The sequence below is a fragment of the Pseudoxanthomonas winnipegensis genome (genome assembly GCF_030322905.1).
In the GTDB taxonomy this organism is placed as follows: domain Bacteria; phylum Pseudomonadota; class Gammaproteobacteria; order Xanthomonadales; family Xanthomonadaceae; genus Pseudoxanthomonas_A; species Pseudoxanthomonas_A winnipegensis.
The window spans coordinates 1,205,723-1,225,610 of the sequence record NZ_CP095475.1; the positions used below are offsets into that span (position 1 = coordinate 1,205,723).

At 65.3% G+C, this 19,888-nt stretch carries 17 protein-coding genes; all 17 read left to right on the forward strand.

Annotation, left to right across the window (positions count from 1 at the left end; genetic code table 11):
- Nucleotides 1-95: 95 nt before the first annotated feature.
- Nucleotides 96-524: a 50S ribosomal protein L11 gene (rplK, locus tag MWN52_RS05250; RefSeq protein WP_130515946.1), complete on the forward strand. Its 429-nt coding sequence runs from the start codon at nucleotides 96-98 to the stop codon at nucleotides 522-524.
- Nucleotides 525-528: 4 nt separating this feature from the next.
- On the forward strand, nucleotides 529-1,227 hold the full coding sequence (gene rplA, locus MWN52_RS05255; RefSeq protein WP_286576923.1) for a 50S ribosomal protein L1: 699 nt from the start codon (nucleotides 529-531) through the stop codon (nucleotides 1,225-1,227).
- A 407-nt stretch (nucleotides 1,228-1,634) separates the two neighbouring features.
- Nucleotides 1,635-2,171, forward strand: a complete 537-nt coding sequence (gene rplJ / locus MWN52_RS05260) for a 50S ribosomal protein L10 (RefSeq protein ID WP_130515950.1) — start codon at nucleotides 1,635-1,637, stop codon at nucleotides 2,169-2,171.
- Nucleotides 2,172-2,213: 42 nt separating this feature from the next.
- Complete coding sequence (rplL, locus tag MWN52_RS05265; protein WP_130515951.1) at nucleotides 2,214-2,582, forward strand: 50S ribosomal protein L7/L12; 369 nt, start codon at nucleotides 2,214-2,216, stop codon at nucleotides 2,580-2,582.
- Between the two features lie 295 nt (nucleotides 2,583-2,877).
- Entirely contained in the window at nucleotides 2,878-7,071 is a 4,194-nt protein-coding gene (rpoB, locus tag MWN52_RS05270; protein WP_130515953.1) for a DNA-directed RNA polymerase subunit beta, read from the forward strand.
- 110 nt (nucleotides 7,072-7,181) lie between these two features.
- A complete protein-coding gene (gene rpoC, locus MWN52_RS05275; RefSeq protein ID WP_130528942.1) occupies nucleotides 7,182-11,405 on the forward strand; it encodes a DNA-directed RNA polymerase subunit beta' in 4,224 nt (1,407 codons plus the stop codon).
- 232 nt (nucleotides 11,406-11,637) lie between these two features.
- Nucleotides 11,638-12,012: a 30S ribosomal protein S12 gene (gene rpsL, locus MWN52_RS05280; RefSeq protein WP_130515957.1), complete on the forward strand. Its 375-nt coding sequence runs from the start codon at nucleotides 11,638-11,640 to the stop codon at nucleotides 12,010-12,012.
- 11 nt (nucleotides 12,013-12,023) lie between these two features.
- On the forward strand, nucleotides 12,024-12,491 hold the full coding sequence (rpsG, locus tag MWN52_RS05285) for a 30S ribosomal protein S7 (protein WP_130515959.1): 468 nt from the start codon (nucleotides 12,024-12,026) through the stop codon (nucleotides 12,489-12,491).
- Between the two features lie 186 nt (nucleotides 12,492-12,677).
- Entirely contained in the window at nucleotides 12,678-14,765 is a 2,088-nt protein-coding gene (gene fusA, locus MWN52_RS05290) for an elongation factor G (protein WP_130515961.1), read from the forward strand.
- A 53-nt stretch (nucleotides 14,766-14,818) separates the two neighbouring features.
- Entirely contained in the window at nucleotides 14,819-16,009 is a 1,191-nt protein-coding gene (gene tuf / locus MWN52_RS05295) for an elongation factor Tu (RefSeq protein WP_130515940.1), read from the forward strand.
- A gap of 512 nt (nucleotides 16,010-16,521) precedes the next feature.
- Nucleotides 16,522-16,833, forward strand: coding sequence for a 30S ribosomal protein S10 (gene rpsJ / locus MWN52_RS05300; RefSeq protein ID WP_014161383.1), 312 nt, complete (start codon nucleotides 16,522-16,524; stop codon nucleotides 16,831-16,833).
- An 11-nt stretch (nucleotides 16,834-16,844) separates the two neighbouring features.
- Complete coding sequence (gene rplC, locus MWN52_RS05305) at nucleotides 16,845-17,498, forward strand: 50S ribosomal protein L3 (protein ID WP_130523413.1); 654 nt, start codon at nucleotides 16,845-16,847, stop codon at nucleotides 17,496-17,498.
- An 11-nt stretch (nucleotides 17,499-17,509) separates the two neighbouring features.
- Nucleotides 17,510-18,115, forward strand: coding sequence for a 50S ribosomal protein L4 (gene rplD, locus MWN52_RS05310; protein WP_286576925.1), 606 nt, complete (start codon nucleotides 17,510-17,512; stop codon nucleotides 18,113-18,115).
- Complete coding sequence (gene rplW, locus MWN52_RS05315; protein ID WP_130515969.1) at nucleotides 18,112-18,411, forward strand: 50S ribosomal protein L23; 300 nt, start codon at nucleotides 18,112-18,114, stop codon at nucleotides 18,409-18,411. Before rplD ends, rplW begins: the two co-directional genes overlap by 4 nt.
- 11 nt (nucleotides 18,412-18,422) lie before the next feature.
- Nucleotides 18,423-19,250: a 50S ribosomal protein L2 gene (gene rplB / locus MWN52_RS05320; RefSeq protein ID WP_130515971.1), complete on the forward strand. Its 828-nt coding sequence runs from the start codon at nucleotides 18,423-18,425 to the stop codon at nucleotides 19,248-19,250.
- Nucleotides 19,251-19,256: 6 nt separating this feature from the next.
- Nucleotides 19,257-19,532 carry a 30S ribosomal protein S19 gene (rpsS, locus tag MWN52_RS05325; RefSeq protein WP_130515973.1) on the forward strand — a complete coding sequence of 92 codons (276 nt, stop codon included), beginning with the start codon at nucleotides 19,257-19,259 and terminating at the stop codon, nucleotides 19,530-19,532.
- 12 nt (nucleotides 19,533-19,544) lie between these two features.
- Nucleotides 19,545-19,886, forward strand: a complete 342-nt coding sequence (gene rplV, locus MWN52_RS05330; protein WP_130515975.1) for a 50S ribosomal protein L22 — start codon at nucleotides 19,545-19,547, stop codon at nucleotides 19,884-19,886.
- Nucleotides 19,887-19,888 lie beyond the last annotated feature (2 nt).

The window sequence follows — 19,888 nt, forward strand, 5'->3', positions numbered from 1 at the left end:
CTTTGTCGCGAACGCATACGCGATGTCGGGACGCGTGATTTTCCCGATCCGATGGGGAGCCTGATCCTAGGCGCTAGCACCCGGAGAGCATTGAAATGGCAAAGAAAGTTGTCGGTTACATCAAGCTGCAGGTGAAGGCCGGCCAGGCCAACCCCTCGCCGCCGGTCGGTCCTGCGCTGGGTCAGCGCGGTCTGAACATCATGGAGTTCTGCAAGGCGTTCAACGCGGCGACCTCCAAGCTCGAGCCGGGTCTGCCGACCCCGGTCATCATCACGGCCTACTCGGACCGTACCTTCACCTTCGTGACCAAGTCGACCCCGGCTTCGGTGCTGCTGAAGAAGGCGGTGGGCATCCAGTCCGGCTCCAAGCGCCCCAACACCGAGAAGGTGGGCAAGGTCACCCGCAAGCAGCTCGAGGACATCGCCAAGGCGAAGGAACCCGATCTGACCGCGGCCGATCTGGACGCAGCGGTGCGCACGATTGCGGGCTCGGCCCGTTCCATGGGTCTGACGGTCGAGGGCTGAAGACATGGCAATGAACAAGCGACAGAAGGCCATCCTGGCCGCCGTAACCCCGGGTAAGGCATACGCCTTCGAAGAGGCCGTGAACATCCTCAAGACCGCCACCAAGGCCAAGTTCGTCGAGTCCATCGACGTGGCCGTGCGTCTGGGCGTGGATGCCAAGAAGTCCGACCAGCAGGTGCGCGGTTCGACCGTGCTGCCGGCCGGTACCGGCAAGGCCGTGCGCGTGGCGGTGTTCGCCCCGGCCGGTGCCAAGGCCGACGAGGCCCTGGCCGCCGGCGCCGAAGCGGTCGGCATGGACGACCTGGCCGAGAAGATGCAGGCCGGCGATCTGAACTACGACGTGGTCATCGCCACGCCGGACGCGATGCGCGTGGTCGGTAAGCTGGGTCAGGTCCTGGGCCCGCGCGGCCTGATGCCGAACCCGAAGGTCGGCACCGTCTCGCCGAACCCGGCCGAAGCGGTGAAGAACGCCAAGTCGGGTCAGGTGCGCTACCGCACCGACAAGGCCGGCATCATCCACTGCACCATCGGCAAGGCCTCCTTCGAGGACGAAGCCCTGAAGAACAATCTGCAGGCCCTGCTGGCCGACCTGGTCAAGGCCAAGCCCTCGACCGCCAAGGGCCAGTACCTGCAGAAGATCTCGATCAGCTCGACCATGGGCCCCGGCGTGACCGTGGACCAGTCCTCGCTGAACCTGAAGTAAGAAAGACGGGAACGCGTAGCGGGGCAGGGCGACGAGTCAAGGCAAAGCAACAGCGCCGGCCACTCGTCTCTCGATCCCCGCCATGTGTTCCCGCGTTTGGGGGCGATCTGCGGTGCGAGCCGCAGAAAGCCGTCAAAGACCGCAGGTGCGGTCAGCGCGCTCCGACGACGGGCAGGGAAGCTCGGTCCTGGCAAGGATTCGGCGTCGGCGCTAGCGGGACTGCTTGATTGGCTTGTGCCAGCCCGCGCAGATGGTGCCGCCTTCATCGGTTTCTGGTCTTGCTTCGCGCAGGCCAGTTGATAAGGCCACCAGTGGGACGCGAAGGCGTCCCCGGCGTCCAGGACGGACGCTGCCCTGGACCGCAAGCGGCAGGAGCCGTGAGCGGAGTTCACAATGAGGAGTGATTAATGGCTCTCAATCTGTCCCAGAAGCAAGAAGTTGTCGCCGAGCTGGCAGACGTCGCCGCCAAGGCGCACTCCTTGATCGCCGCCGAGTACGCAGGCACCACGGTCTCCCAGATGACCGCGATGCGCAAGCAGGCGCGCGAGTCCGGCGTGTACCTGCGCGTGGTCAAGAACACCTTGGCCGCCCGTGCTGTGGAAGGTACCGAATACGAGTGCGCCAAGGACTCGCTGGTCGGACCGCTGCTGTACGCGTTCTCGACCGAGGAGCCCGGCGCTGCCGGTCGCCTGATCAAGGAATTCGCCAAGTCCAACGACAAGCTGCAGCCCAAGGTTGTGGCCGTGGGCGGCCAGCTGTATCCGGCCAGCCACGTCGACGTCCTGGCTTCGCTGCCGACCCGCGATCAGGCCCTGGCCATGCTGGCCCGCGTCCTGGCCGAACCCGTCACGATGTTCGCCCGCGCCATCAAGGCCGTGGCCGAGCAGCAGGGCGGTGGCGATGCAGCGCCGGCCGAGGCGGAAGCCCCGGCTGAAACGGCCTGATTCCCGTATCCCATTCCAGAAATTTGACCGAAGGTAAACACAATGTCCCTGTCCACCGAGCAGATCGTCGACGCCATCGCTGAAAAGACCCTCATGGAGATCATGGAGCTGGTCAAGGCGATCGAAGACAAGTTTGGCGTCTCCGCCGCCGCCCCGGTTGCCGTTGCCGCCGCCGCTGGCCCGGCCGCCGCCGTCGAAGAGCAGACCGAGTTCAACATCATCCTGAAGGACGCCGGCGCCAAGAAGGTCGACGTCATCAAGGCCGTCCGCGCCATCACCGGCCTGGGCCTGAAGGAAGCCAAGGACCTCACCGAGGCCGGCGGCGTCCTGAAGGAAGGCGTGTCGAAGGAAGATGCCGAGAAGATGAAGAAGGACCTCGAGGCCGCTGGCGCGACCGTCGAAGTGAAGTAATTGCAATTCGTCGCCTAGTTCCATCGGCGACACCCAAAGGCCGGGGGCGAAAGCCCCTGGCCTTCGGTCGTTGTTGAAAAAGCAGTCCGCAACACGCAAGTCGTAGCAAACAACGCCGTTCGTTGTCCGCCGCACCGCGGCGAGAAAATCCACGAGTTGGTAGTTGGAAGTAGCGGGAGATGGCGTGCTGGTGCCGGCAATACCAGCGACTTCCAACTGACAGTTCTTCCCATTCGAAAGAATGTTCCCCAGGGGTCGCGGACGCGTGGCCCCCCGATGCCAGAGGCAATGTCCCATGTCGACGACATACTCGTTCACTGAAAAGAAGCGCATCCGCAAGGACTTCGGCAAGCAGCGGTCGATCCTCGAGGTCCCGTTCCTGCTCGCCATCCAGGTCGATTCCTACCGCGAGTTCCTGCAGGAGCACGTTGACGCCGCCAAGCGCGAGGACCGTGGCCTGCACGCCGCGCTCAAGTCCGTGTTCCCGATCTCCAGCTACTCCGGCAACGCCGCGCTGGAATACGTCGGCTACAAGCTGGGCGAGCCGGCCTTCGACGAGCGCGAGTGCCGTCAGCGTGGCATGAGCTACGGCGCGCCGCTGCGCGTGACCGTGCGCCTGGTCATCTACGACCGCGAGTCCTCGACCAAGGCCATCAAGTACGTGAAGGAGCAGGAGGTCTATCTGGGCGAGATCCCGCTCATGACCGACAACGGTACCTTCATCGTCAACGGCACCGAGCGCGTCATCGTCTCCCAGCTGCACCGCTCGCCGGGCGTGTTCTTCGACCACGACCGCGGCAAGACCCACAGCTCGGGCAAGCTGCTGTACAGCGCCCGCATCATTCCTTACCGCGGCTCCTGGCTGGACTTCGAGTTCGACCCGAAGGACGCGCTGTTCACCCGTATCGACCGTCGCCGCAAGCTGCCGGTGTCGATCCTGCTGCGTGCGCTGGGCTACTCCAACGAGGAGATGCTCAACCACTTCTTCGAGATCAACACCTTCCACATCGACCCGAGCGAAGGCGTGCAGCTGGAGCTGGTGCCCGAGCGCCTGCGCGGCGAGACGCTGAACTTCGACCTGGCCGATGGCGACAAGGTCATCGTCGAGGCCGGCAAGCGCATCACCGCGCGCCACGTCAAGCAGCTGGAAGCCTCCGGCATCGCCGCGCTGGCCGTGCCCGACGAGTACCTGGTGGGCCGCATCCTCTCGCACGACGTGGTCGATGCCTCGACCGGCGAGCTGCTGGCCAACGCCAACGACGAGATCACCGACGACCAGCTGGCCGCGTTCCGCAAGGCCGGCGTCGAGGTGGTGGGCACGCTGTGGGTGAACGATCTGGATCGTGGCCCGTACCTGTCCAACACCCTGCGCATCGACCCGACCAAGACCCAGCTCGAGGCCCTGGTCGAGATCTACCGCATGATGCGTCCGGGCGAGCCGCCGACCAAGGACGCCGCGCAGAACCTGTTCCACAACCTGTTCTTCACCTTCGAGCGCTACGACCTGTCGGCCGTGGGCCGCATGAAGTTCAACCGCCGCGTGGGCCGCAAGGAAACCACCGGTGAGTCGGTGCTGTACGACCACAAGTACTTCAGCGTGCGCAACGACGAGGAATCCAAGCGCCTGGTCGCCACCAATGGCCAGAGCTCGGACATCCTGGACGTGATCTCGGTCCTGACCGAGATCCGCAACGGCCGCGGCGTGGTCGACGACATCGATCACCTGGGCAACCGTCGCGTGCGTTCGGTCGGCGAGATGGCCGAGAACGTGTTCCGCGTGGGCCTGGTCCGCGTCGAGCGCGCGGTCAAGGAGCGCCTGTCGATGGCCGAGTCCGAAGGCCTGACCCCGCAGGAGCTGATCAACGCCAAGCCGGTGGCCGCCGCGATCAAGGAGTTCTTCGGTTCCTCGCAGCTGTCCCAGTTCATGGACCAGAACAACCCGCTGTCGGAAGTCACGCACAAGCGTCGCGTCTCGGCCCTGGGCCCGGGCGGCCTGACCCGCGAGCGCGCCGGCTTCGAAGTGCGCGACGTGCACCCGACCCACTACGGCCGCGTCTGCACCATCGAGACGCCGGAAGGCCCGAACATCGGCCTGATCAACTCGCTGGCGGTGTATGCCCGCACCAACGCCTACGGCTTCCTCGAGACGCCGTACCGCAAGGTCGTGGACGGCCGCATCACCGACGAGATCGAGTACCTGTCGGCGATCGAGGAGAACGAGTACGTCATCGCCCAGGCCAACGCGCTCAGCGATGCCAAGAACCAGCTGACCGAGCAGTTCGTGCCGTGCCGCTACCAGGGCGAGTCGCTGCTCAAGCCGCCGTCGGACGTGGACTTCATGGACGTCTCGCCCATGCAGACCGTCTCCATCGCCGCGGCGCTGGTGCCGTTCCTGGAACACGACGACGCCAACCGCGCGCTGATGGGCGCCAACATGCAGCGCCAGGCCGTGCCGACGCTGCGTGCGCAGAAGCCGCTGGTCGGCACCGGCATCGAGCGCGCCGTGGCGCGCGACTCGGGCGTGACGGTCAATGCCCGTCGCGGCGGTGAAGTGGTGCAGATCGACGCGGCCCGCATCGTGGTCAAGATCAACGAGGACGAGATCTCCGGCGAGCACGATGCCGGCGTGGATATCTACAACCTGATCAAGTACACCCGCTCCAACCAGAACACCTGCATCAACCAGCGTCCGCTGGTGAACGTGGGCGACGTGGTGGCGCGCGGCGACGTGCTGGCCGACGGTCCGTCCACCGACATCGGCGAACTGGCCCTGGGCCAGAACATGCTGATCGCGTTCATGCCGTGGAACGGCTACAACTTCGAAGACTCCATCCTGCTCTCCGAGCGCGTGGTGGAAGAGGATCGCTACACCACGATCCACATCGAGGAACTGACCGTCCAGGCGCGCGACACCAAGCTGGGGCCGGAGGAAATCTCGGCCGACATCCCCAACGTCTCGGAGAGCGCGCTGAACCGCCTCGACGAGTCCGGCGTGGTGTACATCGGCGCCGAAGTGCGCGCCGGCGACATCCTGGTGGGCAAGGTCACGCCGAAGGGCGAGAGCCAGCTGACCCCGGAAGAGAAGCTGCTGCGCGCGATCTTCGGCGAGAAGGCTTCCGACGTTAAGGACAGCTCGCTGCGCGTGCCCCCGGGCATGGATGGCGTGGTCATCGACGTGCAGGTGTTCACCCGCGACGGCATCGAGAAGGACAAGCGCGCGCGCCAGATCGAGGATTCCGAGATCAAGCGCGTCAAGAAGGACTTCGACGACCAGTTCCGCATCCTGGAGAACGCGATCTTCGCCCGCCTGCGCTCGCAGCTGGTCGGCAAGGTGGCCAACGGCGGTGCCGGCCTGAAGAAGGGCGACACCATCACCGACGCCTACCTGGACGGCCTGAAGAAGGCCGACTGGTTCGCCATCCGCATGAAGGATGACGACGCGGCCGACGCCATCGAGCGTGCGCAGAAGCAGGTCCAGGCGCACGAGAAGGAGTTCGAGCGTCGCTTCGCCGACAAGCGCGGCAAGATCACCCAGGGCGACGACCTCGCCCCGGGCGTGCTGAAGATGGTCAAGGTGTTCCTGGCCGTGAAGCGCCGCATCCAGCCGGGCGACAAGATGGCCGGTCGTCACGGTAACAAGGGCGTGGTCTCCAACGTGGTGCCGGTCGAGGATATGCCCTACATGGCCAATGGCCAGACCGTGGACATCGTGCTGAACCCGCTGGGCGTGCCTTCGCGCATGAACATCGGCCAGATCCTCGAGGTGCACCTGGGCTGGGCTGCCAAGGGCCTGGGCAAGCGCATCCAGACGATGCTGGAGCAGCAGCGTGCGGTCAGCGAGCTGCGCGCGTTCCTGGCCAAGGTCTACAACCACGACAAGGCCCTGGCCGGTGATCGTGTGGACCTAGACCAGTTCAGCGATGAGGAGCTGATCGGCCTGGCGCAGAACCTCACCGACGGCGTGCCGATGGCCACCCCGGTGTTCGACGGCGCCCACGAGGACGAGCTGCGCGAGATGCTCAACCTGGCCTATCCGGACGGCGATGCGGAAACCGAACTGCTCGGCTTCAACGCCAGCAAGACGCAGATGCAGCTGTACGACGGCCGCACCGGCGAGGCGTTCGATCGAAAGACCACGGTCGGCTACATGCACTACCTGAAGCTGAACCACCTGGTCGACGACAAGATGCACGCCCGTTCCACCGGCCCGTACTCGCTGGTCACTCAGCAGCCGCTGGGCGGCAAGGCGCAGTTCGGCGGCCAGCGCTTCGGCGAAATGGAAGTCTGGGCGCTGGAAGCCTACGGCGCGGCGCACACCCTGCAGGAAATGCTGACCGTCAAGTCCGACGACGTGCAGGGCCGCAACCAGATGTACAAGAACATCGTCGATGGCGAACACGAGATGGTCGCGGGCATGCCGGAGTCCTTCAACGTCTTGGTGAAGGAAATCCGCTCGCTGGCCATCAACATGGAGCTGGAAGACAACTGAGGTTCGGGATTGGAGATTCGGGATCGGGGAGTGGCACAAGCCGCTCCCACGCTCCCGGATCCTCGCTCTGACGAATCCCCAATCTCGAATTCCGAATCCCGGAGAAACTCATGAAAGACCTGCTCAACCTCTTCAACCAGCAGCGCCAGACCCTGGACTTCGACGCGATCAAGATCGCGCTGGCCTCGCCGGATCTGATCCGCTCGTGGTCCTTCGGCGAAGTGAAGAAGCCGGAAACCATCAACTACCGTACCTTCAAGCCCGAGCGTGACGGCCTGTTCTGCGCCGCCATCTTCGGACCGATCAAGGACTACGAGTGCCTGTGCGGCAAGTACAAGCGCATGAAGCACCGCGGCGTGGTCTGCGAGAAGTGCGGCACCGAGGTGACCCTGGCCAAGGTGCGCCGCGAGCGCATGGGCCACATCGATCTGGCCTCGCCGGTCGCGCACATCTGGTTCCTCAAGTCGCTGCCCTCGCGCATCGGCCTGATGCTGGACATGACCCTGCGCGACATCGAGCGCGTGCTGTACTTCGAAGCCTACGTGGTGACCGAGCCGGGCCTGACCCCGCTGGAAAGCCGCCAGCTGCTGACCGAAGAGCAGTACCTGACCGCGCGCCAGGAGCACGGCGACGACTTCGACGCCGCCATGGGCGCCGAGGCCGTGTTCGAACTGCTGCGCCACATCGACCTGCAGGCCGAGATGGTCAAGCTGCGCGAGGAAATCGCCAGCACCGGTTCGGAGACCAAGCTCAAGCGTCTGACCAAGCGCATCAAGCTGGTCGAGGCCTTCCTGGAGTCCGGCAACCGTCCGGAATGGATGGTCATGACCGTGCTGCCGGTGCTGCCGCCGGATCTGCGCCCGCTGGTGCCGCTGGACGGTGGCCGCTTCGCGACCTCCGACCTCAACGACCTGTACCGCCGCGTCATCAACCGCAACAACCGTCTGCGCCGCCTGCTGGAGCTCAACGCCCCGGACATCATCGTGCGCAACGAAAAGCGCATGCTGCAGGAATCGGTCGACGCGCTGATGGACAACGGCCGTCGCGGTCGCGCCATCACCGGCACCAACAAGCGTCCGCTGAAGTCGCTGGCCGACATGATCAAGGGCAAGCAGGGCCGGTTCCGCCAGAACCTGCTCGGCAAGCGCGTGGACTACTCGGGCCGTTCGGTCATCGTGGTCGGTCCGTACCTCAAGCTGCACCAGTGCGGCCTGCCCAAGAAGATGGCGCTGGAGCTGTTCAAGCCGTTCGTGTTCGCCAAGCTGCAGCGTCGCGGCCTGGCCACCACGATCAAGGCCGCCAAGAAGCTGGTCGAGCGCGAGGAAGGCGAGGTCTGGGACATCCTGGAAGAAGTCATCCGCGAGCACCCGGTGCTGCTGAACCGCGCCCCGACCCTGCACCGCCTGGGCATCCAGGCGTTCGAGCCGGTGCTGATCGAGGGCAAGGCCATCCAGCTGCACCCGCTGGTGTGCACCGCGTTCAACGCCGACTTCGACGGTGACCAGATGGCCGTGCACGTGCCGCTCTCGCTGGAAGCCCAGCTGGAAGCGCGCGCGCTGATGATGTCGTCCAACAACATCCTCTCGCCGGCCAACGGCGAGCCGATCATCGTGCCCTCGCAGGACGTGGTGCTGGGTCTGTACTACATGACCCGCGCCCTGGAGAACAAGGCGGGCGAGGGCATGGCCTTCGCCAACATCGCCGAGGTCAAGCGCGCCTACGACAACCGCGTGGTCGAACTGCACGCCAAGGTCAAGGTGCGCATCACCGAGACGGTGATCGCCGAGGACGGCAGCCGCGAGAAGAAGACCTCGATCGTGGACACCACGGTCGGGCGCGCGCTGCTGGCCGAGATCCTGCCCGATGGCCTGCCGTTCGCGCTGGCCAACACCGACCTGACCAAGAAGAACATCTCGCGTCTGATCAACTCCAGCTACCGCCAGCTGGGTCTGAAGGACACGGTCGTGTTCGCCGACAAGCTGATGTACACCGGCTTCGCCTACGCCACCCGCGCGGGCGTGTCGATCGGCATCGACGACATGGTCATCCCGGACGAGAAGAAGGGCATCCTGGGCGAGGCCGAGCAGGAAGTGCTCGAGATCCAGGAGCAGTACCAGTCCGGTCTGGTCACCGCCGGCGAGCGCTACAACAAGGTCGTGGACATCTGGTCGCGCACCAACGAGCGCATCGCCAAGGCGATGATGGACACCATCGGTACCGACAAGGTGCTCAATGCCAAGGGCGAGACCATCAACGAGAAGTCGATGAACTCGCTGTACATCATGGCCGACTCCGGTGCGCGTGGTAGCCAGGCGCAGATCCGCCAGCTGGCCGGCATGCGCGGCCTGATGGCGCGTCCCGATGGCTCGATCATCGAGACGCCCATCAAGGCGAACTTCCGCGAAGGCCTGAACGTGCAGGAGTACTTCAACTCCACCCACGGCGCCCGTAAGGGTCTGGCCGATACCGCGCTGAAGACCGCCAACTCCGGTTACCTGACCCGTCGCCTGGTCGACGTGGCGCAGGACGTGGTGATCACCGAGGTCGACTGCGGCACCACCGACGGCCTGACCATGACCCCGATCGTGGAAGGCGGCGACGTGGTCGAGCCGCTGAAGGACCGCGTGCTGGGCCGCATCGTGGCCGAGGACGTGTTCCTGCCGGGCAACGACGAGGATCCGATCGTCACCCGCAACACCCTGCTGGACGAAGCCTGGGTGCAGAAGCTGGAAGACGCCGGCGTGCAGATGGTGAAGGTCCGCTCGACCATCACCTGCACCTCGGACTTCGGCGTGTGCTCGCATTGCTACGGCCGCGACCTGGCCCGTGGCCACATCGTCAACATCGGCGAAGCGGTCGGCGTCATCGCCGCCCAGTCGATCGGCGAGCCCGGCACGCAGCTGACCATGCGCACGTTCCACATCGGTGGTGCCGCTTCGCGTGCCGCCGCGGTGGACAACATCACGGTCAAGACCACCGGCTCGGTGAAGTTCAACAACCTCAAGTCGGTCGAGCACGCCAACGGTTCGCTGGTGGCGGTGTCGCGTTCGGGCGAACTGTCGGTGCTGGACGCCCACGGTCGCGAGCGCGAGCGCTACAAGCTGCCCTACGGCGCCACCATCACCGTCAAGGACGGCGATGCGGTCAAGGCCGGCCAGACCGTGGCCAACTGGGATCCGCATAACCACCCGATCGTGTCGGAAGTGGCCGGTTTCGTGCGCTTCGTGGACTTCGTCGACGGCATCACCGTCATCGAGAAGACCGACGAACTGACCGGTCTGGCCTCGCGCGAGATCACCGATCCCAAGCGTCGTGGCTCGCAGGGCAAGGACCTGCGTCCGCTGGTGCGCATCGTCGACAAGGACGGCAAGGATCTGTCGATCCCGGGCACCGACATGCCGGCCCAGTACCTGCTGCCGCCGCGTTCGGTGGTCAACCTGCAGGACGGCGCCGCCGTCGGCGTGGGCGACGTGGTCACCAAGGTGCCGCAGGAAGCGTCCAAGACCCGCGACATCACCGGTGGTCTGCCGCGCGTGGCCGACCTGTTCGAGGCGCGCAAGCCGAAGGATCCGGCGATCCTGGCCGAGCGTTCGGGCGTGATCAGCTTCGGCAAGGACACCAAGGGCAAGCAGCGCCTGATCATCAAGGACACCGACGGCAACGAGCACGAGGAGCTGATTCCCAAGTTCCGCCAGATCATCGTGTTCGAAGGCGAGCACGTGGCCAAGGGCGAGACCATCGTGGACGGCGAGCCGAGCCCGCAGGACATCCTGCGCCTGCTGGGTGTCGAGCCGCTGGCCGCGTACCTGGTCAAGGAAATCCAGGACGTCTATCGCCTGCAGGGCGTGAAGATCAACGACAAGCACATCGAGGTGATCACCCGCCAGATGCTGCGCAAGGTGGAGATCACCGATGCGGGCAACAGCAAGTTCCTGGCCGGCGAGCAGGTCGAGAAGCAGCGCGTGATCGAGGAGAACGCCAGGCTGGTGGCCCGCAACGAGCTGCCGGCGCAGTACGAGCCGGTCCTGCTGGGCATCACCAAGGCCTCGCTGGCGACCGAGTCGTTCATCTCCGCGGCCTCCTTCCAGGAGACCACCCGCGTGCTGACCGAGGCGGCCGTGCGCGGCACCCGTGACAGCCTGCGCGGTCTGAAGGAGAACGTAATCGTCGGCCGTCTGATCCCGGCCGGTACCGGTCTGACCTACCACAGCCAGCGCCGTCGCAACGCCTCGGGCCTGACCGAGTCGGAGATGGCCGCCCTGTCCGGGCCGGTGACCGCCGAGGCCGTGGCCGAAGGTGGCGAGGCCGAGTCGGAAAGCAGCACCGAGCAGTAAGCAGCAAGACGGGCCGGCCCCAGACGGGGCCGGCCTGACCAAGCGGAAGGGGGCGCAGGATGTGCCCCGTATCCCGGCCCGGGACCGGCCAGACGGTGGTGAGGATTTCGTCGGTTGACGACAAATTCCGCTGCCAGCTATACTCTCCTGTCTCGGCAGGCCGCATCTACGGCCTGCCGTCGTTTTCACGCAAAAGGCCCGGCGTCACGGCCTTCATCCAAAGAATCCAAAGATGGCAACGATCAACCAGCTGGTCCGCAAGCCGCGGCAGGCGACGACCTACAAGAGCGCCTCGCCGGCACTCGACAACTGTCCGCAGCGCCGCGGCGTCTGCACGCGCGTCTACACCACCACGCCCAAGAAGCCGAACTCGGCGCTGCGCAAGGTGGCCAAGGTGCGCCTGACCAACCAGGAAGAAGTCATCAGCTACATCGGTGGCGAAGGGCATAACCTGCAGGAGCACTCGGTGGTGCTGATCCGCGGCGGTCGCGTCAAGGACCTGCCGGGCGTGCGTTACCACACCGTGCGCGGTTCGCTCGACGCCGCCGGCGTTGCCAAGCGCCGCCAGGCCCGTTCCAAGTACGGCGCCAAGCGTCCGAAGAGCTAAGGGAATAAGACATGTCTCGTAAAGGTTCCGCGCCGCAGCGCACCGTTCTGCCCGATCCCAAGCACGGCAGCCACACCATCGCCCGCTTCATCAACATGGTGATGCTGAGCGGCAAGAAGTCCGTCGCCGAGAAGATCGTCTACGGCGCCATGGACGTCATCGGCGAAAAGAATCCCAACGCCCTCGAGCTGGTCGAGAAGGCGCTGGACAACGTCGCGCCGGCCGTCGAGGTCAAGTCGCGCCGCGTCGGTGGTGCCACCTATCAGGTGCCGGTCGAAGTGCGCGCCTCGCGCCGCCTGGCCCTGGCCATGCGCTGGCTGATCGAGTCGGCGCGCAAGCGTGGTGAGAACACCATGCCGCGCAAGCTGGCCGCCGAACTGATCGACGCCTCGGAAAACCGTGGCGGCGCCATCAAGAAGCGTGAAGAAACCCACCGCATGGCCGAAGCCAACAAGGCGTTCGCGCACTATCGCTGGTAAGGCAGTACCGGGGGCCTTGAATCTTCGGGCCCCAGGCGCCACCTAGGCGCCACACAACGCGCTGATCATCGCGCACGACAGCGAAAGCCGCCCCCGGGCGGCATTCGGTCTTTAGGACCCGTGTGATCATCGCCCCCGTTCGCGCCCATGGCGCGACGTTCTTTTCATCAAAAAGAGAGACTCCTCGTGGCTCGCACCACTCCCATCGAGCGTTACCGCAACTTCGGCATCATGGCCCACATCGACGCGGGCAAGACCACCACGTCGGAGCGCATCCTGTTCTACACCGGTGTCAGCCACAAGATCGGTGAGGTGCACGATGGCGCCGCCACGATGGACTGGATGGAGCAGGAGCAGGAGCGCGGCATCACCATCACGTCCGCCGCTACCACGGCGTTCTGGACGGGTATGGACAAGTCCATGCCGCAGCACCGCTTCAACATCATCGACACCCCCGGCCACGTCGACTTCACCATCGAAGTCGAGCGTTCGCTGCGCGTGCTCGACGGCGCGGTGTTCGTGCTGTGCGCCGTCGGTGGCGTGCAGCCGCAGTCCGAGACCGTGTGGCGTCAGGCCAACAAGTACGCCGTGCCGCGTCTGGCGTTCGTCAACAAGATGGACCGCACCGGCGCCAACTTCGACAAGGTCGTGGACCAGCTCAAGGCCCGCCTGGGCGCGTACGCCGTGCCGATGCAGGTGCCGATCGGCGCCGAGGACGGCTTCGAGGGCGTGATCGACCTGGTCAAGATGAAGGCGATCCACTGGGATACCGCCTCGCAGGGCACCGTGTTCGAGTACCGCGACATCCCCGCCGAGCTGCAGTCCAAGGCCGACGAGGCCCGCAGCTTCATGGTCGAGGCCGCGGCCGAGGCCAGCGAAGAGCTGATGGACAAGTACCTGGGCGGCGGCGACCTGTCCGAGGCCGAGATCCTGAGTGGTCTGCGCGAGCGCACCCTGCGCGTGGAGATCGTGCCGGTCTACTGCGGCACCGCCTTCAAGAACAAGGGCGTGCAGGCCATGCTCGACGGCGTGATCCAGCTGCTGCCGTCGCCGGTGGATCGTCCGCCGGTGCAGGGCATCGACGAGAACGAGCAGGAAGACAGCCGCAAGGCGGGCGACAACGAGCCCTTCTCGGCGCTGGCATTCAAGATCATGACCGACCCGTTCGTGGGCTCGCTGACCTTCTTCCGCGTCTACTCGGGCGTGCTGAACTCCGGCGACCAGGTCTACAACCCGGTCAAGTCGAAGAAGGAGCGCGTGGGCCGCATCCTGCAGATGCACTCCAATAACCGCGAAGAGATCAAGGAAGTGCGCGCGGGCGACATCGCCGCGGCGGTGGGTCTGAAGGACGTCACCACCGGCGACACCCTGTGCGCGCAGGACAAGATCATCACCCTGGAGCGCATGACGTTCCCGGAGCCGGTGATCTCGATGGCGGTCGAGCCGAAGACCAAGTCCGACCAGGAGAAGATGGGCCTGGCGCTGGGTCGCCTGGCGCAGGAAGATCCCTCGTTCCGCGTGCGGACCGACGAGGAATCCGGCCAGACCATCATCGCCGGCATGGGCGAGCTGCACCTGGAAATCATCGTCGACCGCATGAAGCGCGAGTTCAACGTTGAAGCCAACGTCGGCAAGCCGCAGGTGGCCTACCGCGAGACGATCCGCAAGGGCGTCAAGCAGGACGGCAAGTTCGTGCGCCAGTCGGGCGGTCGCGGCCAATACGGCCACATCGTGATCGAGATGGAGCCGGCCGAGCGTGGCGCGGGCTTCAGCTACGAGAGCGCGATCGTCGGCGGCGTGGTGCCGAAGGAATATGTCGCCGCCGCGGGCAAGGGCATCGAAGAGGCCATGCGCAATGGTCCGCTGGCCGGCTTCCCGGTGGTGGACGTCGCGGTCAAGGCCGTCGACGGTTCGTTCCACGACGTGGACTCCAACGAAATGGCGTTCAAGGTCGCCGGCTCGATGGCGTTCAAGGAAGCCTTCTCCAAGGCCTCGCCGGTCCTGCTCGAGCCGATGATGAAGGTCGAGATCGTCACGCCCGAGGATTACCTGGGTGACGTGATGGGCGACGTGAGCCGTCGTCGCGGCATCCTGCAGGGCCAGGACGAAAGCCCGTCGGGCAAGGTCATCAACGCCATGGTGCCGCTGGGCGAGATGTTCGGCTACGCCACCACGCTGCGCTCGATGTCGCAGGGTCGCGCGACCTTCTCGATGGAGTTCGACCACTACGCCGAAGCGCCGGCCAACATCGCCGAAGCGGTCACCAAGAAGTAATCGACCGCTTCGCACCGCATTCCAACTGACACAACTTTTGAAGGATTACGACAATGGCAAAGGGTAAGTTCGAGCGCACCAAGCCGCACGTGAACGTGGGCACGATTGGTCACGTTGACCATGGCAAGACGACGCTGACGGCGGCGCTGACCAAGGTGGGCGCGGAGCGTTTCGGCGGCGAGTTCAAGGCCTACGACGCGATCGACGCGGCGCCGGAAGAGAAGGCGCGCGGCATCACGATCTCCACGGCGCACGTGGAATACGAATCGCCGAGCCGCCACTACGCGCACGTGGACTGCCCGGGCCACGCCGACTACGTGAAGAACATGATCACCGGCGCCGCCCAGATGGACGGTGCGATCCTGGTGTGCTCGGCCGCTGACGGCCCGATGCCGCAGACCCGCGAGCACATCCTGCTCTCGCGCCAGGTGGGCGTGCCGTACATCGTCGTGTTCCTGAACAAGGCCGACATGGTGGACGACGCCGAGCTGCTGGAGCTGGTGGAGATGGAAGTCCGCGAGCTGCTGAGCAAGTACGAGTTCCCGGGCGACGACACCCCGATCATCCACGGTTCGGCCCGTCTGGCGCTGGAAGGCGACCAGTCGGAGATCGGCGTGCCGGCGATCCTGAAGCTGGTCGAGGCGCTGGACACCTGGATTCCGACCCCGGAGCGTGACGTCGACAAGGCGTTCCTGATGCCGGTGGAAGACGTGTTCTCGATCTCGGGCCGCGGCACCGTGGTGACCGGCCGTATCGAGCGCGGCGTGATCAAGGTGGGCGAGGAAATCGAGATCGTCGGTATCCGCCCGACCCAGAAGACGACCGTGACCGGCGTGGAAATGTTCCGCAAGCTGCTGGACCAGGGCCAGGCGGGCGACAACGCGGGTCTGCTGCTGCGCGGCACCAAGCGTGACGACGTGGAGCGTGGCCAGGTGCTGGCCAAGCCGGGTTCGATCACCCCGCACACCGAGTTCGAGGCCGAGGTGTACGTGCTGTCCAAGGACGAGGGTGGCCGTCACACGCCGTTCTTCAAGGGCTACCGTCCGCAGTTCTACTTCCGCACCACCGACATCACCGGTGCGATCGAGCTGCCGGAAGGCACCGAGATGGTGATGCCGGGCGACAACGTGAAGATGAAGGTCACGCTGATCAACCCGGTGGCGATGGACGAAGGCCTGCGCTTCGCGATCCGCGAGGGTGGCCGTACCGTCGGCGCCGGCGTGGTGGCCAAGATCATCAAGTGACGATCTGACCCCTGCGCGCCCAAGGCGCGCAGGGCTTTGTCAGATCGTCATTCCCGCGAAAGCGGGGATCGGTCGCTCCGATGAAGTACAATGCACGCCCCCCGGGCCAGCCCGGGACCAAGTAACAAAGCAACACCGCAATACCCGCCGGCCCCTCCCTGGGAGGTGTGGCCGGCCTACCGCGAAAAGAGGTGCAGGAAGCGCCTCGTGTTCGCCAGATAAGGATGTTGAACGTGTGAACCGGTGGCGCGAAAAGGCGACTTTTCGCGTCTCCATGCGTCCGGGTTGTTGACGGGCGTAGTTGACGCGTTCTATACTCTTTCGTCTGGGCAGGCCGTTCATCGGTCTGCCTTGTTTTTCAGGAAGATTCCCGGGCCCTCGCGGCCCCGGCGCGTCCCCCGGCAAGGGGTGACTCAAGGCGCAGGGACTTCGAGAAAAAAGCTTGTGGACCATTACCGGGGCAAGGCATCCCAGAGGCCGCGCCCGTCGCTCTTTCAACACAGGAAACCGTCATGGCGGACCAGAAGATCCGTATCAGGCTCAAGGCCTACGATCATCGCCTGATCGATCGCTCGGCGAGCGAGATCGTCGAAACGGCCAAGCGGACCGGCGCGCAGGTGCGCGGCCCGATCCCGCTGCCGACCAAGATTGAACGCTACACCATCCTGGTGTCGCCGCACGCCGACAAGGATGCGCGCGACCAGTACGAGACCCGTACGCACAAGCGCGTGCTGGACATCGTCGATCCCAACGACAAGACCGTCGACGCGCTGATGAAGCTCGAGCTGGCGGCTGGCGTTGACGTCCAGATCAAGCTGACCTAAAGGCACCGACCATGACTGCGAAGAAATATTCGTTGGGCATCGTTGGCCGCAAGGCCGGCATGACCCGGGTGTTCACCGAAGATGGCAAGTCCATCCCGGTCACCCTGATCGAAGCCACCCCGAACCGCATCACCCAGATCAAGACCTCCGAGACCGACGGCTACAGCGCCGTGCAGGTCGCCGTGGGTTCGCGCCGCGCTGCGCTGATCACCAAGCCGGTCGCCGGTCACCTGGCCAAGGCCAAGGTCGAAGCCGGTCGCGGCCTGTGGGAGCTGCGCGTGGAAGCCGACAAGATCGGCGACTTCAGCGTCGGCGGCGAGATCAAGGCCGACATCTTTGAAGTGGGCCAGAAGGTCGACGTCCAGGGCGTGACCAAGGGCAAGGGCTTCCAGGGCACGATCAAGCGCTGGAACTTCCGCATGGGCGACGCCACCCACGGTAACTCGCTGTCGCATCGCGCGCCGGGTTCGCTGGGCCAGCGTCAGACCCCCGGCCGTGTGTTCCCGGGCAAGAAGATGTCCGGCCACATGGGCGCCGTGCAGCAGAGCACGCAGAACCTGGAAGTCGTCCGCGTGGACGCCGAGCGCGGCCTGATCGCCGTTCGCGGCGCCGTGCCGGGTGCGCCGGGTGGCGACGTGATCGTGCGTCCGGCGAGCAAGGCATAAGGAGAACCAACATGGAACTCGCCATTAACGGCAGCGCCAACAAACTGTCGGTCTCCGACGAAGTGTTCGGTCGCGAATTCAGTCAGGACCTGGTGCACCAGGTCGTCGTCGCCTACCGCAACGCCGGTCGTGCGGGCACCAAGGCCCAGAAGACCCGTGCGGAAGTCAACGGCACCACCAAGAAGTCGAAGAAGCAGAAGGGCGGCGGCGCGCGTCATGGCGCCCTGACGGCCCCGATCTTCGTCGGCGGCGGCGTGACCTTCGCGGCCAAGCCGCGTAGCTTCGACCAGAAGGTCAACCGCAAGATGTACCGCGCCGCGATGAAGGCCATCCTGAGCGAGCTGGCTCGTCAGGACCGCCTGACCGTCGTCGACGCCTTCAACGTCGATGCCTCCAGCACCAAGGGCCTGGTCTCCAAGCTCAAGGAACTGAGCGTCGGCAAGCGTCCGCTGATCGTCACCGAGGATGCTTCGGAGCACCTGTATCTGTCCGCTCGCAACCTTCCCTATGTGGAAGTGCGCGACGTCCAGGCGCTGGATCCGGCGTCGCTGGTCGGTGCCGACACTGTCGTGATCACCGCCGATGCGGTGAAGAAGATCGAGGAGTGGCTGGCATGATCAGCAACGAGAAAATCTTCAGCGTGCTGCGCGCCCCGCGCGTGTCCGAAAAGACTGCACGTCTGCAGGAAGTAAGCAATCAGTACGTCTTCGAAGTCTCGAACGACGCCACCAAGGCCGATGTCAAGGCCGCGGTCGAGCAGCTGTTCGACGTCAAGGTCGAGGCCGTCAACGTGGTGAACGTCAAGGGCAAGAACAAGTCCTTCCGTAACCGCGGTGGCCGTCGCGGCGACTGGCGCAAGGCGTATGTGCGTCTGGCCGACGGCCAGGCCATCGACGTGTCGGCCACGGCCTGAGGTAGACCCACATGCCATTGATGAAATTCAAACCCACTTCCGCCGGCCGCCGTTCGGCCGTGCGCGTGGTGACGCCCGACCTGCACAAGGGTGCTCCGCACGCTCCGCTCCTGGAGAAGCAGAGCAAGTCCGGCGGTCGCAACCACCACGGTCGCATCACCACCCGTCATATCGGTGGTGGCCACAAGCAGCACTACCGTGTCATCGACTTCAAGCGCGACAAAGTAGGCATTCCGGCCCGTGTCGAGCGTATCGAGTACGACCCGAACCGCACCGCGCACATCGCGCTGCTGTGCTACGTCGACGGTGAGCGCCGCTACATCATCGCGCCCAAGGGCCTGAAGGCCGGCGACCAGGTGATCGCGGGCCGCGACGCCCCGATCCGCACCGGCAACACCCTGCCGCTGCTGAACATCCCGGTCGGCACCACGGTGCACTGCATCGAGCTGAAGGTCGGCAAGGGCGCCCAGATCGCCCGCGCCGCCGGCGCCTCGGTCCAGCTGGTCGCGCGCGAGCAGGGCTTCGCCACGCTGCGCCTGCGTTCGGGCGAAATGCGCAAGGTTCCGGCCGAGTGCTGCGCCACCATCGGCGAAGTCGGCAACGACGAGCACAGCCTCGAGAAGCTGGGCAAGGCCGGTGCCAAGCGTTGGCGCGGCGTGCGTCCGACCGTTCGCGGTGCGGCCATGAACCCGGTCGACCACCCGCACGGTGGTGGTGAGGCCAAGGCCGGCCAGGGCAACCCGCACCCGGTCACCCCGTGGGGCGTGCCGACCAAGGGTTACAAGACGCGCCATAACAAGCGCACGCAGCAATTCATCGTCCGCGATCGTAGGGGCTAATCGACCATGGCACGTTCACTCAAGAAAGGCCCGTTCGTCGATCACCACCTGGTCAAGAAGGTGGAGGCTGCGGCCGGTAGCAAGCGCCCGATCAAGACCTGGTCGCGTCGCTCCATGATCCTGCCGGAGATGGTGGGTTTCACCATCGCCGTGCACAACGGCAAGAACCACGTTCCGGTGCTGGTCAACGAGAACATGGTCGGCCACAAGCTCGGCGAGTTTGCCGTCACCCGGACCTTCAAGGGTCACGGTGGCGACAAGAAAGCCGGCGGCAAGAAGTAAGGAGAGATGACAATGGAAGCGAAAGCCATCCTGCGCACCGCGCGCATCTCCCCGCAGAAGGCCCGCCTGGTCGCCGACCAGGTGCGTGGCCTGTCGGCCGAGCGCGCCGTCAACCTGCTGAAGTTCTCGGACAAGAAGGCTGCCCACCTGATCAAGAAGGTGGTGGAGTCGGCGATCGCCAACGCCGAGAACAACCAGGGCGCCGACGTCGACGAGCTGAAGGTCCAGACCATCATGGTCGACGAGGGCCCGACGCTGAAGCGTTTCATGGCCCGCGCCAAGGGCCGCGGCACGCGCATCCTCAAGCGCACCAGCCATATCACCGTGGTGGTTGGCGAAGGCAAGGGCAAATAAGA

Excerpts from the sequence above, each read along its gene's own strand:
- rplK (WP_130515946.1), top strand. The coding sequence starts at position 96 with ATGGCAAAGAAAGTTGTCGGTTACATCAAGCTGCAGGTGAAGGCCGGC.
- rplA (WP_286576923.1), top strand. The coding sequence starts at position 529 with ATGGCAATGAACAAGCGACAGAAGGCCATCCTGGCCGCCGTAACCCCG.
- rplJ (WP_130515950.1), top strand. The coding sequence starts at position 1,635 with ATGGCTCTCAATCTGTCCCAGAAGCAAGAAGTTGTCGCCGAGCTGGCA.
- rplL (WP_130515951.1), top strand. The coding sequence starts at position 2,214 with ATGTCCCTGTCCACCGAGCAGATCGTCGACGCCATCGCTGAAAAGACC.
- rpoB (WP_130515953.1), top strand. The coding sequence starts at position 2,878 with ATGTCGACGACATACTCGTTCACTGAAAAGAAGCGCATCCGCAAGGAC.
- rpoC (WP_130528942.1), top strand. The coding sequence starts at position 7,182 with ATGAAAGACCTGCTCAACCTCTTCAACCAGCAGCGCCAGACCCTGGAC.
- rpsL (WP_130515957.1), top strand. The coding sequence starts at position 11,638 with ATGGCAACGATCAACCAGCTGGTCCGCAAGCCGCGGCAGGCGACGACC.
- rpsG (WP_130515959.1), top strand. The coding sequence starts at position 12,024 with ATGTCTCGTAAAGGTTCCGCGCCGCAGCGCACCGTTCTGCCCGATCCC.
- tuf (WP_130515940.1), top strand. The coding sequence starts at position 14,819 with ATGGCAAAGGGTAAGTTCGAGCGCACCAAGCCGCACGTGAACGTGGGC.
- rpsJ (WP_014161383.1), top strand. The coding sequence starts at position 16,522 with ATGGCGGACCAGAAGATCCGTATCAGGCTCAAGGCCTACGATCATCGC.
- rplC (WP_130523413.1), top strand. The coding sequence starts at position 16,845 with ATGACTGCGAAGAAATATTCGTTGGGCATCGTTGGCCGCAAGGCCGGC.
- rplD (WP_286576925.1), top strand. The coding sequence starts at position 17,510 with ATGGAACTCGCCATTAACGGCAGCGCCAACAAACTGTCGGTCTCCGAC.
- rplW (WP_130515969.1), top strand. The coding sequence starts at position 18,112 with ATGATCAGCAACGAGAAAATCTTCAGCGTGCTGCGCGCCCCGCGCGTG.
- rplB (WP_130515971.1), top strand. The coding sequence starts at position 18,423 with ATGCCATTGATGAAATTCAAACCCACTTCCGCCGGCCGCCGTTCGGCC.
- rpsS (WP_130515973.1), top strand. The coding sequence starts at position 19,257 with ATGGCACGTTCACTCAAGAAAGGCCCGTTCGTCGATCACCACCTGGTC.
- rplV (WP_130515975.1), top strand. The coding sequence starts at position 19,545 with ATGGAAGCGAAAGCCATCCTGCGCACCGCGCGCATCTCCCCGCAGAAG.